At 33.7% G+C, this 16,862-nt stretch carries 11 protein-coding genes; all 11 read right to left on the bottom strand.

The annotated features are described in order from the left end of the window. Positions 1-537: 537 nt before the first annotated feature. The 11 genes from C792_RS14195 to C792_RS0103715 all read right to left on the bottom strand — a co-directional run bounded on the left by C792_RS14195 (position 538) and on the right by C792_RS0103715 (position 16,782). Positions 538-1,713, bottom strand: coding sequence for an ATP-grasp domain-containing protein (locus C792_RS14195; RefSeq protein ID WP_245537517.1), 1,176 nt, complete (start codon positions 1,711-1,713; stop codon positions 538-540). A gap of 53 nt (positions 1,714-1,766) precedes the next feature. Continuing rightward, positions 1,767-3,239: a hypothetical protein gene (locus C792_RS0103765; protein ID WP_017548112.1), complete on the bottom strand. Its 1,473-nt coding sequence runs from the start codon at positions 3,237-3,239 to the stop codon at positions 1,767-1,769. Positions 3,240-3,292: 53 nt separating this feature from the next. Beyond that, positions 3,293-4,852, bottom strand: coding sequence for a glycosyltransferase family 2 protein (locus C792_RS0103760; protein WP_017548111.1), 1,560 nt, complete (start codon positions 4,850-4,852; stop codon positions 3,293-3,295). Positions 4,853-4,882: 30 nt separating this feature from the next. Further along, entirely contained in the window at positions 4,883-5,590 is a 708-nt protein-coding gene (locus C792_RS0103755; RefSeq protein WP_017548110.1) for a hypothetical protein, read from the bottom strand. A 34-nt stretch (positions 5,591-5,624) separates the two neighbouring features. Beyond that, complete coding sequence (locus tag C792_RS0103750; protein WP_017548109.1) at positions 5,625-8,114, bottom strand: glycosyltransferase family protein; 2,490 nt, start codon at positions 8,112-8,114, stop codon at positions 5,625-5,627. A 635-nt stretch (positions 8,115-8,749) separates the two neighbouring features. Beyond that, the gene (locus tag C792_RS0103740; protein WP_017548108.1) at positions 8,750-11,371 is read right to left on the bottom strand and encodes a glycosyltransferase; all 2,622 of its coding nucleotides are present in this window, start codon (positions 11,369-11,371) and stop codon (positions 8,750-8,752) included. Between the two features lie 51 nt (positions 11,372-11,422). Continuing rightward, on the bottom strand, positions 11,423-12,523 hold the full coding sequence (locus tag C792_RS0103735) for a coiled-coil domain-containing protein (protein ID WP_017548107.1): 1,101 nt from the start codon (positions 12,521-12,523) through the stop codon (positions 11,423-11,425). Between the two features lie 29 nt (positions 12,524-12,552). Further along, positions 12,553-14,292 carry a heparinase II/III domain-containing protein gene (locus C792_RS0103730; RefSeq protein WP_017548106.1) on the bottom strand — a complete coding sequence of 580 codons (1,740 nt, stop codon included), beginning with the start codon at positions 14,290-14,292 and terminating at the stop codon, positions 12,553-12,555. Positions 14,293-14,334: 42 nt separating this feature from the next. Continuing rightward, positions 14,335-15,588, bottom strand: coding sequence for a nucleotide sugar dehydrogenase (locus C792_RS0103725; RefSeq protein WP_026090209.1), 1,254 nt, complete (start codon positions 15,586-15,588; stop codon positions 14,335-14,337). A gap of 25 nt (positions 15,589-15,613) precedes the next feature. Then, on the bottom strand, positions 15,614-16,252 hold the full coding sequence (locus C792_RS0103720) for an AAA family ATPase (RefSeq protein WP_017548104.1): 639 nt from the start codon (positions 16,250-16,252) through the stop codon (positions 15,614-15,616). Positions 16,253-16,263: 11 nt separating this feature from the next. Beyond that, positions 16,264-16,782 carry a hypothetical protein gene (locus C792_RS0103715; protein ID WP_017548103.1) on the bottom strand — a complete coding sequence of 173 codons (519 nt, stop codon included), beginning with the start codon at positions 16,780-16,782 and terminating at the stop codon, positions 16,264-16,266. Positions 16,783-16,862: the final 80 nt, after the last annotated feature.

Genomic DNA, 16,862 nt, shown 5'->3' with positions numbered 1-16,862 from the left:
CTGTCCCTCATATCCAACCCAACTACCTTCTGTAGCATTACTTAAATCGATAAGATTATCAGAATCTTGAGTATCTCTCAAATTACATGCTATAAAAACAAAAGCAGGTAAAACAGCTACTATAAAAAACTTAAAAGAATTTGTTCATATTATTCTCCAAATAGTCATATATTGTGTTTCGCAAGTAGAAACACCAATGAGAAATAATATTAAGTTTATGGTTAGTGCCAGCAATCCCTTTTCCTATCAATAATATAAACGCCGTGATTTAAAGTACCATGTTCATATTAAGCAGGATTTCTTGATGTAAATAGCAATAATAAAGCGGTTCTTACGCTAATTTGGGGAGAACGGGGTATAATCAGTAAAAAGGAATGATAATCATGCATCTCCATTTCGCTGCACTTGATGCCCGTCTAATAATTTAGAATACGGACACATTAGAGGGGTTGTCCCGATTTAATGTGTCCGTAATCTTGACAGAAGTCCAAAAAGATGACAAGGATGATAATTTTGAGCAGCTGTAGGCATTCTCATTCATAGTAGATTTTGAAAAATTTGTTGATGGCTTGTATCAAGCAAGTTATTTCTTCTTTGTATGAAACTCAAATAATTTCCAATATAACGTTCTTGATCTTCTATGTGATATTTGTATCTTGGTTTATTAATATATTGATCCATTGTGATGATTGACTCCATATAAATCTTTGATGGATTCGTTTGTTTTCCATAGGTTGGAAAAGCAGCTAAAGATAATACTGGAAAACCATTTACTTCTAACACCACTGGTTCAGTATCCAAAAAAGATTCCATCATTATGTCAATTCCACCAGAAAAGAAACCAGGAAAGGAAGCTATAGTATTTAAGGCTAGTTCTTTTACTTCTTCCGGTACAATTTCAGTAATATTCATAAGTTCTCCACCATTTCTAAAGTTAGAAACCGAACCAAGTAAAACATACTCTTCTTTAGCTGGCCTATGTTCCAATGAAATATTATTTGATAGTAAGAATTCATTCATATTGTAATGCTTTTTAATAGGGTAATTTGTTAGAACACCACATTTCATTCTCTCTTTATTTTTTTGATCTATCAATTCTTCTATACTATCTTGACCATTTCCAATAATATATGGAGGGATTCTCGCAGTAATAGAAATAAGTTCCCCTTCTATAACAGTAGCCCTCGCCTCAAAACCTCTCAAAAACTCCTGCACCATTACCTCTCTACTACCATGCAAATAATTACACATTTCGTGCCAATTATCAATAAACCTATCTTCAAAGACATTAACCATCACACCATTACCCAAAGTTCCATGAAGTGGTTTTATAACAACTGGGTTCCGTGACTCTTTAAACGCATCTATTTTTGCTAATTCAAAGTCATCTTTGTCATAAATCTTAGACATCGGAGTCCTTATATTAAATTTTTTTAAGTATTCTTCTGTTTTTAACTTATCTCTAACTAATCTATTACTCACTAACGCGTTTGATGGATATCTTGGTGGAACTATTCTCTTAATGATACTTCCATCTACCCGTAGTATATCTATCGATCTTAAATATCTAGCTTCAGCTTTGTTGAAATTATATTTTATATTATTATTTTTCAAAAATTTTAAATGAATATCCGGTAAATGTAATACAGTGTTTTGGGGATATATATTCATGCTACTAAACGGGCTATTATTGAAAATATACTCTAAATCCACACTCTCCAATATGTATAACTCCTTATTTTTTAAAAATTACAAAATTCATATCTTTATTTTTCATACTTTTCATCACGTTTCTGTTCATATAGATTTTTCAAAGTATTATCACCATAAAAATTCAAAATTGAATAATTTCGGTTTATCAACTCCTTAAATAAATATTCATCTCGTCTTTTTTCATATGAAAAGGATAAGCTTACCTCAATCATGGCTCTATGATTAAATGGTGATATAGTATCAAAAATTATATCGTGGGTATTTAAAATTTCTGGATGCCATCTTCCCATTCTAACTTCCCAATGATATAAGTCTAATATATGGTAGTCATATATATTCACACCATAATTTAAACGGTCAATATAGTCAGCAAACATTTCATCTGCTAAAGCATTGTACTTATCATCTTTAGCCTTTCTATATTGACTGTCAAATATTTTTTTAACTTCATTAATATTACTTTCTTTATATTGTTTATTAAAATATCGTGTTTTTCCTATTTCTAACAAATTACCTCGAATATGCTTCAAATTTTCTTGATTATAGTTTTCTTTAATATGAGGTATAAGAAATGATGAATGTCTACCTATGGTATTTTTATTTAATAAATTAAGTTCTTCATTTGATAATTGTTTTTTGTCATCCACAAAGTATATAAATTTATGGTTCAAGTTAATATCATTCAACATTTGTTTTACAATTTTGTAATCAAGTGTTAATAATTTTCCTGCATAAGAACTGTTATCTATCCCCTCTTTAGTTGCATAAGTAAAGAATTGTATTTCATTAATATGTTCCTTTATAAGAGCAAGAGAGAACCTACTGTCTCCTCCTCCAGTGATAGAAAATATAAAGTTCTTATACTTTTTCAAGTAAAAATCCAATTGTTTTTTCCAGAACCTTTCGAATAAAGAAAACTTTTCTTCTTCCGACAGTTTTGTATATTTATTATTTTCCCTTGGAAAAAAACGTTTATACTTCTTACTGAATAACTCCAATGAATAGTTAGGTACTACACTCTTTATTTGATTAAATGGAGTACTTATCAAACCATTTGTTAAATCTGGCAAAGCTTTAGAAAAAGCAACTCTATTATACACCAATTGATCTCTAATAAGAAAAACATGGGAAGCTAGAATATTCTTATTTTCCGAATAATAAGTAGATCTCGTATTAGTGGCGTCTGGATATACTAATACTTTATTATCATCTCCAATTATTATTACAAATCTTCCAGCAATAAAATCAAGGAGGTTTAAAAACTGTAGATAATCTTCTTGATATAAATTAAAAAGTGTTTCAGTTACCTCTTTTTTGGACATTTGGTCATTTATTCCTACATGTACAAATTCTCCATGTATGATAATAAATTTATTATCATCTTCAAAAATACTGATATCAATATTCTTATCATGATAATAATAATACCGATTTATTAATACTTTTTCATAATAATCAGGAATATTGCTTAATTCTTCATCAGAAAAAATGTATCCATATGGATAATATTTCGCGTTATTAATCATAGGTAGCCTCCTGTTTATAATTCTCATAGATACTGTACAATACTATTAATACCTTAAAATGATAAGAATTTTTCTGGAATATCATATGATTCTATTTTAGAATTTTTCATGAATTCTAAATCAGAAATTTTCCAAGTATGAGCAGAAATATCATTTGATCTATAAATGCAGAAATTATATGGGTGGTCTGCATAAATTACAACTTTGTCTTCATTGATTCTTTTTAAAAAGTCACTATCTTCACCTGTTGATAAATAAGAAAACATATACTTCTTCATAAGTGAAGTTTTACTAAAAAAAGTAGCACCCATGACGAAATCATTATATTTTCTTCTAGTATTCTTATGTTTACTAATTATAAGCTTACTTCCTTCAAGATAAGTATATGTCGAAAGTTTTCCTACGAGATCTGCTTCAGTATACTTAGCAGCTATCCACGAATCAATTAAATAATTTTCAAAATAATAATCATCATCATCCATTTTAGCAACATAAGGATATCTCACTTTACTGATTGCCGTATTCAAACAGTATCCCAATGGCAAATGTTCAGGTGCTTCTATTACTTCAAGTTCAAAATTCAAGCCCTGGTTACTCAGTTCCTCCATCTCAAGATCAGTTAATGTAAAACCATGTGTTACTAATATTACTTGCAATTTAACCAATCTTTGTTCATTCATTTGTTTGATATAATCACTTAGATTTTTCTTGCGGTTTGTTGATGTTATTACACTTATTTCCTTATTTATAAAGGTGTTTTCACTCTCATATTGAAATTTTTCTATTGAATCACGGTTTACGAAGGTATGATTCAAAAATACTTTTCTTTGTAAAGGCAGAAGAAGTTTGTCTATAAAATGAGTATCTTCTTTCATTATTGCCATATAATTAATGTTGTAAGAAATATTATTAGTGAAAGCATATTCAGAAACTAACTTTTCTCCAGTATAAAAAACAACTGTGTTTTGAAGTACCGAAATAAGTTCAATGTATCTAAGAAACACCGGATCCATCTGTTGGGCATCATAAATATACAAAAATTTTGACTCTTTTATTTTTTCTAACAATCCCAAAAGGAATTTACGAGTGATTTTATGATACACGACTTCTTCTCTGGCAGGATTAAGTGAATCATGAAATTTTTGGATCAATTGTGGTCTTATTATTTTTCCTTTTCTTAAGTACAATACGTCTAATTTTTTTATAGACTTGATAGGGTTGAACCTTTTCTCATTTATAATTATAGGCAAAGACATATTCTTCTCTGACCTTGCTCTATGATCTATATCAATCTCAACAATTGGATATTGCATTAAACTATTAGGTATATTTCTATTGGAGTTTTTTATTATCCTAATATCAATATTATTAAGCTTTAAATAAGCCATCAAACCATTAAGCTCTTTATTAAACCATACATGATCAGTTTCATAAATTTCATTATCTATAAATACTATTGAAATATTATTTATTTTTAAATATTCTCTGAAATTATCATAAGGTATTTGAAATGTCATAAACTCTCTCTCTAAAAACTGTTTGCTAAAGAAATTGGTAATTATTCCGACATTTTTACGATCTATATTTTTATAATCGAAAATATCTGTTCCCAAAAATTTTCCTCCTTACATACGTGCTAACACCTAAATATATTGAGTATGATCGACTAGTAACCGTCCTAAGTTTTCCGTTAAAAAGGTTCTATACTCCTTGGCATTAAGGTAATCGTCTTGAAGTTCATCCACTCGTTTATATTCCGGTATAATAATAATATCTTTTTTCTTTCTAAGTAGTATATCTTCAAAAGTTTCAGCATAATAATTCAAAAAATTTATATCTTTTATCCCATCTTTCAAGATTAACTTACCATTTTCATCAAGTTTATATTTAGGGATTCTTGCTTTATTCATAATGACTAAGTCATAACTTGATAAATAATTGATGAAGTTATCCACATACTCTTCCACTCTACTAATCTTATCGTCATAGGTTAGTTCTTTCCCATTTTCCCATTTATATCCATATCGATTTAGTACTGGACGTTTCGCCACAGTACCATCTTTATATCTTATAAGTAATTTACCTTCATGCATAAGGTCCACTAATAGAATATTACTTTTCGTAAAAGAATGACATTTTCTAAATCTCTTTAAGAAATCTGTTTTAATTTCTAACACTTCGTGATTACTTATAAAATTTTCAAAACGATTTTCATCTATAGGAAGCTCCTTTTTCATTTGGCTATCAATTGTTGTACCAGTAAATGCATCATTCAACTCTAAACCCAGTTTCGCTTTTACTTTCAGTATATTTATAAGAAATGATCTACTACCATATAAATCTACTTTCATTTTCACACTTCCTTTATTTAGATTTTCAAGGTTCTTATTCCGTTTTATTTATGTCATATCCAAACATTAGTTTTATAATTTGATTAAAATCATTATTAACATTTTTATAATATGGTTTATATAGTTCGAATAAATAACGTAAATTAATAAATCCCTTAACTTTATCGATATTTTTATCATTAAAGTAATCTAAATAATTATTTAAATACTGAATCGGAAATATTTGATTACCATAGTATTCCGCGAGCTCTATATCTTCAATGATTTTTTTCTTTTTGCTTTCTATTATACATTCATTATTTAACTTATAATCTGCAGAAAACTTCTCAGGGTAATAATCATGAATAAAATTATTATATACAGCTTTATTCATTTCTATTATATTTTTAGCTTGATAAAGAACATTTAATGTAAAAATCTCTTTGTCATCGTCTAAAGATTCATCAAATAGTATGTTTTTTCTTTCTAAAAATGATTTATTGATAATAACTGAATCTATACTTTCATTTAGTTCATAGTATTTTTTCAAGATATTATCAAAATTTGAATCAATAAAATTAGAATTGGATAATTCACTTATTTTACCGAGGATAATATCTACTTCATTATTAACTTTTAACTTCTCTAACATTGATTTAAAATTATACGAAGAAACTTGGTTTTGTGCATTTAGAAATACAACAAACTTAGTTTTTATACGTTCTATTGCCCTATTTTTAACTTTTGAGAGATTATCATCCTCATTCTTTGCCTCAAAATATTTAATAAATGAATAGCTTTGTAATAATCTTCTTATTACTGCTTGTTCTTTAGGATCTGGTTTTTTTGTATCAATTAATATCACATCTAGCGATTCGTTAATCTTATATTTATTTAAGCTGCTTATTATTTTATCTTCTAAGTATTCATAGTCATCATTAATAGGTATTATCGCAGTTAAAACTTTCGTTTTTTCATCATCAAATTCTTTCTTTTCAATTTTTTTAATTTCTGTCCTCGGTATATTGAAATATTTTAAGTCATCCAATTTATAATTTCCCGAATATGAAGTTGACTTTACCATGGATGTGCTCTTTATAAATTCACTTTTATCCGTATAATTAAATTTATCTTTGTTCATATATACTACATCGGCATTAGTATATGCAAAAGTTGATAATAAATTTTCTATATAATGTTCACCATAGTCAATGTTATCTGAAAAAAAAGAAATGAAGGTGTAATTGGTTAAATTAATATTATCCTCATTGAAGTTTTTTTGATCTATATAATCAAGATTCATATACATTTGTTTATTATAAGATTCCTTAGAGTTTTCCCCTGATCCAACCACTAAAATTTTTGGCCTTTTAATTTGGTAATCAATACCTATAGCGTTAGCTATCTTTGCTAATCTGTGATATGAAGTTTGGTTTAACATCACTTTTCTCAATCCATTGGCAATTAGTCTTTTTTGCTCTTTAAATGTTGTTCCTTTTAAAACATCCTCGACATCTCTGCGAGAATTCACTAATACAATATTAGGGAACTTTTTATGAACACCAACATTATAATTACTAATCACAACGTTTCCCATTGCCTGTAATTCATACACCCTGTTTGCAAACATAGTATTAGAGCTTTTAACTGAATTCAAATTCAGCCCCCACATTGTTGCTTTATGTAATTTCATCAATCTTTCATGAGGAATTGTTGCAGATATTTGTTTTAATAAAAATGGCGGATAATGGTACCTTTCCATCTGTCTTTCATACTGCCTATCTATAATACACAATTCAAAATTAGTTTTATTAACCCCTTCAAACATCTTCAAAGCCTCTTGATTCCGTTCTGGGAACCTTTTCATCCAACTACCTGCAAAAGTTACTTGCTTTTTTAAATACTTATCTGTTAAATCCTTACCCACAGGGTTATGGTACATCGGGTTAACACCAAATTCTAAATGATCAACATTATGGTTTTGCGTATCTCTTTTATATTTTTCAATAGATTCATGTGCTGAAGTAAAAATAAAGTCACATTCTTTGGCTAGTGAAAGGTATTCATTATAACTGACAGGATCTTCTTTAGAATAGAATACAGTAGGTATACCTTCTTCTCTATACATTCGAATCAGCTCAATTAGTTTATAACGTTTGTTACCTTTTGGATTAGCCACATAATCCCATGAATGGTCTAAACCTCTCCAACTGGTCACTACCAAAAATAAATCTATTTCCTGATTTATTTCTAATTTCTCCTCATACGGTATATATATAAAATTAGCTGCATCTTTTAAAGAATAATATAAAAACTCATCACAGATTATTCCTATATTTAAATCTAGTTTTTCATATAGTTCTATTTGTGCTGGATTTCCCTCTTCAAAATCATCTATAATCTTGTTTAATTTATTTGAAATACCATAATTATCAACCAATGAGTAATATTTTTCAGGGGTTTTTTTTACTTCTTCAATTTTACTTTCATCATCAATATTCTTTATAATATTATTCAATATTTTTTTATTAGTTTGTTTTTGCATATATCTCACCTTTTTTCTACAAATGGTAAAATTAAAATTGTTTCTATAAAAACTATGATTTATTGACATAGGAAAAATTTATTTAATGAAAAAATTCTTATATATAGTGAAAGACCTGCCCATAATATCGGACAAACTAGTTAAACAAATCCAGGACATGCTCTTATTTTAGCATGTTTATTCCATGATTCTGTATTATAAGACATATAGTACTATATGTCTTATAATACAGCCTTTAGTTCTCCTCATTGAAACGTTCAATGCTTATTTGTCGTCGTCAATAAAATATAACGAGACTCAGGTACCATCATGAAATGAACAATCCTTCAAAACCAAACTCGAGAGTACCGAATACAATCTCGTATTTCGTTCCATTCGTCACAGAATCTTCGGACGGTAGTAGACATGAACAGTCTCATTCATAGTATCTCACTGCATATTTTGTTTGATGGTCTTTTGGAACCATGCTTGTCTCCGTCTTACATATAATGTAGGGAGAAAGTGCGGCTTTTATGCTTATTATACAACCATATGAAGTCAATCTTTTATAAATAAAAGTTAAATACCTAATAAATATACTACACGTAATTTATAACAAATACTTAAGGCAATGTTAAAACTCGATTTATATGATACTATTTTATCTTGTTAACTTCTTCGTATAGAGCATCCAAGAATTCCTGAACTTCCAATTCATATTCCGGTTCATATTTTTCGTACAGTTCAATAATATCCAGGAATCTTCTCACTGCTTCACTTCGCTGCTCTGGATTAACGCGTTCAAGACGAGGCATATACCACTTCCTGATGTAGAAACTATATCTTTCTTTTAAATAGACATCCATGAGATCATACTTTTCCAGATATGGTATGCGTTCTATCTCCAATTTATAATATTTATCAAAGAATGATTTGGAAATTGTGTTTGTAACACTGCCGGCGACTGCAGCATAGTAGATATGGATGAATTTATCTATTCCTTGTATCTTATCGCAGTTCAACACGAGTTCCTGGAAGAACATCGTATCCTGTCCAGCCGCACCTTCAACCATGATAATGTCATTATCTACAATAACGGATTTTTTGACTATGAGTGCCTGGATACTCTGCACCCTCATCGCTGCTCTAATCAGATACTCCCGTGGATCTGATATATACAATTTGTTGAAGTTATACTTCTTGATTGTACCACTGTATTTACCGGCAGTTCTTTTCTGATTATCTTCTTTGATGATATTTCCAACTACCATATCAACATCCTGCTTTTTCATCACTTCAAGCATTCGATGATAACCATCACCAGAAGCTTCATTATCAGGGTCAAGATACGTTATTAGTTCCGTAGTCGCCAAATGCACACCTTTGTTACGCGGCCTGGATGCACTTCCTGAACCGCTGTCGAACTCGAAGTAGACAATATCCGGGTGCCTTCTTCTCAGCCTGTCGATTATTTTTATAGTGGTGTCGTCTGTGCTTCCATCATTTACAAAGATGATTTCCATTTTGTCAAAACTGCTGGACCTTTTCAAACTCGCAAAACATTTTTCTTCGAGATAAGTTCCATTATTATGAATAGGTACAATTACGCTGAGTTCTTTTGTTCCGAAAGTCTTGTTTTGGAGCATCTTGTTTTCCTGGGATGAGACTATCTCCACACTATCGAGATTATAACCGTTGGTAAGATTTTTAATTTCATCCAAAGAACTGATGCTCTCTATGTCGATTAGTGAACGGTCAGCATTACTCAGATGGTTTATGAAGTTATGCTCTTCAGCATCTGAATCCTTTGTCACAAAATCCACATCAGTATACTTGAATGCACTGATCATGTCTTCCAGGTAATATTCCTCATATACATAGTCGCCAGAAAAGAACGTGATGAAATCATAGTCGGACATCGTGATACTTTCAAGTTCGTCTTTGGACACTGCAGTTTTATTATGATAAATCTGCCTGTCGAAGCTTTTCCTGGTCTCTTCCAAATGATCATCCAGCACAACCAGAATCTTGTTTTTGTCTTCCTTGACTTCCAAACCAAGATCGCCTGCAATCGTCTGTATTCTTTCATAGGTCGTGTGACCGTTCATAACTGACCTGATGCCTTGTGCCTGTAAATCTTTCAAGTCTTTTTCTTCGGTGTTGTAGATCACTTTGAAATCATCCGGCGCATGCACCATTCGCACATTAGGGAATTGGTTATTGATGCCCGTATTGTAATTTGATAGCAGAATATTGCCGAATGCCTGCAGTTCATAGACTCTGTTTGCGAACATGGTCTCCGAGTATTTCACAGAGTTCATATTGATGCTCCAACGGATTATCTTATGAAGCTTCATGAGGAAATCATGGCTTACAGGTGGTGTCAGGTTCTCTATAAACTGTGACGGAAACTGATATCTTGGGTCTTTTAACTCCAGGTTCCTGTCAATAATAGTAAGCGGCGCATTCTCTGAAAGGATTGAATCAAAGAGCCGTTTTGTCTCACTCATTCTCACAGGATATTTGGACAGCCAGCTTCCTGCAAACAGAATATTATCCTTATATTTTTCAGCATATTTTGTCCTGCTCCCCACTGGATTGTGAATTTCGGGATTCACACCGAACTGCAGCACTTTTACATTCTCGTTCCCTGTATACTCTTTATACAACGGAACCACTTCCTGGGCTGTTGTATATATGTACTTACAGTGTTTTGCCAGGCTCTTAAAGAGGTTATAGTTGACCGGGTCCTCTTTTGAGTAGAACACAGTCGGGATGCCCCGTTGGTTATACTCCTCGGCCAATAGAATCATCTGCCGTCTGATTGGACCATTTGGTGTGGCAGCCCCCATCCACGACTGATCGATGCCCTTCCAGGTCGTTGCAAAGATGACAAAATCATAATCTTTAATGTTATCTCTGTCATGCCTGTTAATATATTCGACATCCGCTACATCCTTGAAAGATTCATACAGGAATTGATCTGAGATGATTCCGATTTTATAGTCCAGCTTTTTATAGAATCTGCTGCCGTTGCTCGCGGGGATCTCATCAATGATTTCTTTAAATTCATCAAGAGCTTGATGTCGCTTCAACTCTTCCACTTTCATATAGTAGAAAGGATCGGAATCCTGTTTGAACAGATAGTTTGGACTGTATTCGTGAATATTGATGCTGGGGTTCAGGTCATTGATCATCTCATTTAAAGTGACTGAAAAATTATCATCCAGATCTTTGTTATATTGTTTCAGTTTAGCTTTTAATTGTTTTCTATCCAATATCGTTCATCACCTTTAAATATAATTGTTTGAATTGATTAACGATAGCTGCTATTTCTGTGTCGTTTTTTCCTTCAGCTCTTTGTATTTGGCATCGAGGTTCTTCAACTTTTCCTCTACCGTTTCCATACGTTTTTTATATTTGTCTTTCTGGGCTTCCAGTCGTGAACTATAGTCTTTCTGTTGATCCAGCCTTTTTTCAGCAAGTTTCAGGTCACCTGTAGTTTTTCTGAGCAATTTACCTCGTTCCTGATGTTCTTTTTTCAACTCATTATATTTACTATTCAGTTCCTCATCACGGTGTGAAGATGCCCTCAGCTGATTGCTACTGATTTTTTTGTTTTTCTTATCGTTTAAAAAGTCTTTGGCGTTCAGCACGGTTTTAACTATTTCCTTACTTTTCTTTCTTTCAGAATTTATGCTATAGAAGATATCATCCAATTTTAATTCCTCTATTGATTTCTGCCCTTCTTCTCCTAAATCCAACGTTAAATTGTCGATACTCGCTAAATCTATCCAGAAATTATCCTGCTGATTCACTCTTGCTTTGCCTACCTTCGTTTCCTGGAAAACTGAAATCAGCTTCAAGGCTTCAATATCATACTCACCTTCGACTGGCTTTGTTAAGTTACTCACTTTGTATAACTGAATATTATCATCCAACTGATTCTTATCTATTTCAATATCGCATTCTCTCATTGGATCTAACACACTATGGTGGTGAAAGCCATGGAACTTGTCCTTTATAAATACGCTGTAGTATATTTCGTCATTATATATTATTTGAGATTTAATATTCAGAAGTTTGCCTTTGAAATGTGAGATAAAGTCTTTCTCAATATTCATATTGCTGTTGATTTCGTTATTGTTGAATCTTTCCTCTATGACTTTGTAGTGTTGTGCCGGGAATCTGAGTATTTGTATGGAATCTTCAAGTTCGATCCATCCCAGTTTCTTATCTTCATGCTGTATCAGGTGATACATTTTCCCTTCAAAGCTTTGCAATGAGATTGTCGTTATAACTTTCCAAAGATAATCGTCGATATCAATAAGTTCCACGTCAGAGTTGATTCTTTTCCTGATCTTTTTATCCTGGTTTTCAACCAGTATAAATTGTCTGGAGTAATTGTATGTGTCTAAAGTGTTATTCATGGTTTTGCTCCTTTATGAATAGTTTTTTGTTACAGATGAATTTGATATGCCTTCCCACCAATGTCAATATTAATTACATCGTTTGCGATTGTTATATTAAGATTCTTGACCACTCGATCATCATATATTGCAGTACAGTAGACATTGCCTTTGTTTGATGCTCTTTCAAATCTTAGCTGGTTCGTCTTTTCAGCTTTACCAAAACCTGTCGTGTTGATCGCCACCGGCTTTTCAAAGTCACCTTCAACAATTTCATTGGTATCAATTGCATTAAACTGTTTTATGCTAAGGGCTTCCTCTTTGTTGGTCAACCTGTAGCCTTCACCCGACTCCTCGATGCTTACGCTTGAGGCCAGATTAAAATTCTGAACAAATTTTAGATTATGCCTGACCCTTGTATCCACATCATCCACCAATATGATAACCGGAGCAGACTTAAAAAGTACGGCTTTCCTTGATAGAACAGCGTTGCTTCCATCATAATCTCCGTTCTCCCCCTGGACAAGAGAGTAAGATTTATTATCATAGTATCCTGTCAGTTTCACTTTTCTCTCGAACCGGTTTTCCGGTCTGATAGTGTAATCGAATTGTTTCAAGAAAAAGCTGCTGTGCGCCCTTCTGGATATCATATACTTGCGTTCTTCTGATTTGCTGTAATTATACTTTCCCGGGTCTTCAAAAAAGTCGACACCATTATAATTCAATGTAATACTCAGGTCGTCTTTATGTTTGTGCACTCTGCTGCTGTAACCACAGACAAAACTCATATAGATCGGTTTAGGATCCCTATATTGCAGTATGGAAATACCTGCTTCTTCATCATATAAGTTACTATATAGTTTATGAAACTTTCTTTTTCCATCTCCAGAATCACCAATAGATGGGAAAGTTCTATCGGGTTTTAACAACACTTGCGGGTATATTTTAGCCAAATCCAAATATCCATTTACATTTGCACCAAAAGTTCTACCTGAGCTTTTCAGGTAAGTTTCAATTTCTTCATACATCCTCACTACCATATTATGATAGTCCGGAGAATTTTCTATATGTATGCCACAATAACTGAAACTGTACCAGAATGTGTCTATAGCCCGGTAGTAACCTTTACTGAATAAGTGCAAATCACCCAGAACATTGCCTAGCACCATTAGCGCTTTATCCATCATCAAACCATGGTTATTATTATTATATTTCGCATCGTTGCTAAGGACTTGCCCATGTTTATTCAACACCGATTTAAATAGTCCTTCATCAATTTTTAAACCTGCACTTTTAGCCAAATATAGGAATTGAATGATGACCTGAGTTCGGTTGGCTGTTGGATGATCATACCAGACCATCTTTTCTTTTGTTCCTTTGTTTACAAAATTAATCCATGATTGAATAATTTCTTCTGCTTTTTTCAGATAATCTATATTTTCCGATTCTGTATATTCATTTAAAAGTTCTGCGCATACCCTCATTGATTGAAGATACAACTGATAACTGTCCCCATATTTTTTCTTTTTATCTGTATACCAATAATTTTTATCAAATGGTACAGAATCAAAACCTGGAAATGGGATAATACTGTTATTCAACGCCTTATCCGCAACCTTTTTGGTATCCTTTCTGTATTTTAATAATGGAAATACATCCTCCCTGGAAATGTCTATTTTATTATCGTCACTATTATTGTTATACTCTGAGAAAAAATCTCCAGTCATCTTATCTACATACCTCTCATAATAAAATAATAAAAAGACTGCAGACATGTTTTGCGAGACCATGTCTACAGTCCTAGCAACATGCTATCAGGCTGTAATTCCCAATTAAAGTTTTTGTATGTTGCCGTAGTTGTAGTATTGAACTTCTTTGAAGTCGTTTTTCATCACATTCTTCGTGTCAAAGATATTTTTGTCTTTCATAGTTGAGAAGTCAGAGTCATCCATTTCCTTGAATTCACTGTGATCGCTCAGCACGAGTACGAGTGAACTGTCAGCGACTGCTTTCTTGACATCCTTCTCCACCCAGTCGAGTTTGACATGTGGGTCATATGCCACGACATTCATGCTGCCATCTTTTCTGAGCAGTTCATAAATATCAAATGCAGGAGATTCACGGATATCATCAACATCGCCTTTATACGTGAGACCGAAGACCGTCACTTTATCCCCTTCAAGCTTATCAAGGATTTCCTTAGTGTAATCCACTACGTATTGCGGCATTGAAACGTTGATATCCCGTGCAAGCCGGATGAGTGGCGCTTTCTCCGGCGCTTCCGCAATGATGAAGTACGGGTCTACCGCCAGGCAGTGTCCGCCGACTCCAGGTCCCGGTGTATGGAGGTTTACACGCGGATGCTTGTTTGCCATCTCGATGACATCATGGACATTGATATCCAGTTCATTACAGATTTTAGCCAGTTCATTGGCCAGGGCGATATTCACATCACGATATGTGTTCTCCATCAATTTGGACATTTCTGCGGTTTTGGCATTTGTTTCGATCATTTCACCCTGTACGAAAGTGCCGTATACTTTCTTGCCGGCTTCAACACAGGCAGGTGTCATTCCGCCAACTATGCGGTTATTGTAGATCAGCTCATGCATGATCTGCCCCGGAAGCACACGTTCCGGACAATGCACGAGGAAGATGTCTTCTCCAATTTTGAAATCTTGCTCTTCAAGATACGGTGCAACATGATCATCCATCGTTCTTGGGGCGATTGTCGACTCGACGATGACAGTATCTCCTTTTTTGAGCAGCGGAACAATACTTTTCACGCCGGACATGACGATTGATATATCGCATGACTTGAATTCATCGTCCTTGTTTGGGGTAGGTACTGCGATGATGTATGCATCAGCTTCTTCAGGCTCGGTTGCAGCTTTGAATGTACCTTTCCCGATCACTTCCTCCAATGCTTCCTGCAGACCAGGTTCTTCGATATGGATTTTGCCGCTGTTTAGACTGTCGACAGCTTCCTGTTTGATATCGACACCAAGTACATCTACACCATGTTTGGCAAACATGATTGAAGTTGGAAGACCTATGTAGCCAAGACCAATAGTAGTTAGTTTCACTTAAAGACACCTTGCTTTCTGAATGTTATTTGCTGTTTCTAATTATACCAAAAGACACTATATTAAAAAGACCCAATTTGTCGATATGGCGCTTTAAAGCCTTATAATCACTCGTTTTGTCCTTTGAAACCGTTACCGTTCCATCAGCAAGTTCAAAAATATTTGAATAATGCTCGAACTTTTCGGCCTCCGGTCCGATGATCAGCACCAGATCATAATAATTTTTGAGAGGGTTCAGTTTTGATTTGATGTCCCTCGTATTCAATACTTCAATGAATTCCGGCTCCCCCACCTCTTCAAGTGCAATGACATCGAGGTTCTCATATTGCGTCTGCTGGATGGCCTCACTCAAATAGTAGGAGTTGGACACTGTTTCAACCAGCGTTTTTGCACCATCAGTCTCGAAATAGGTGCCCAGGCCGTCAACATGTCCCAAGTCCAGATTCACAAGCAGGACTTTCTTCTCAAGTTGTGTCAGTATATAGCTGATGTGGCTCGCAGCCTTGAATGTTCCTTCTGCATCATTGACGGAACTGAACAACACAGTGCCCAAGCCTCTCTTTTCGCTTGTGTTGAGGATTGACTTGGCAGAATTGTATAAAGCATCCAGGGCTCTGGCATCCAGATCACGGCCTTCTCCTGTCATAGCATCTGTTCTTTTCATCCATCTGCCTCCTAGAATATTCCCAGTGTCTTTTCGTTCAGGTAATACCTGACGTCTTCATCAGTTTCAACCCGCCGGTTCCAAATGCCGTGGATTATGCCAAGGATAACACCCACCAGCAGTGAAACTCCAATGATAACAAGTTTGAAAACAGCATTTGAGTCGGCAGTGATTGTTACATCCACCCCGTCCTCGTACTGAATCCCCATCTCTTCCAGCATGGAATCGAATTGGGTTTTAATAGTTGAAAGTTCACTCTGTGACATCGAATCCACATTAAGTGATAAATATTGTGATTCAGATGAATACCCGATAGAAGCCGCCTGTCCCTCGTACTGGGAATTGATTTCCTGGTTCAGCCCTATCGAAAGTTCGTCTTCCTGTGTAGTCGTAAGCGGCTCCGATAGCGAATAGTATTCTTCATAGTCATATGTACTGCCGGCCAGAAAATACGCAACCAGTGTGCCCGTTGTACCCAGGATCAGCGTGTAAAGTACGATCGTTTTGAAGTTCCTTTTCAGAAAGTGCATATTATTTCTCCCCTAGTCATCATTCATAATATATTATACTATTATATGTGTCATTTTAAAATTCGTATTCGATAAATAAG

Source organism: Salinicoccus carnicancri Crm (assembly GCF_000330705.1).
Taxonomy (GTDB): Bacteria; Bacillota; Bacilli; order Staphylococcales; family Salinicoccaceae; genus Salinicoccus; species Salinicoccus carnicancri.
Note: the sequence above shows the minus strand (reverse complement) of the source record. Positions and strands in the feature narration are given on the sequence as shown.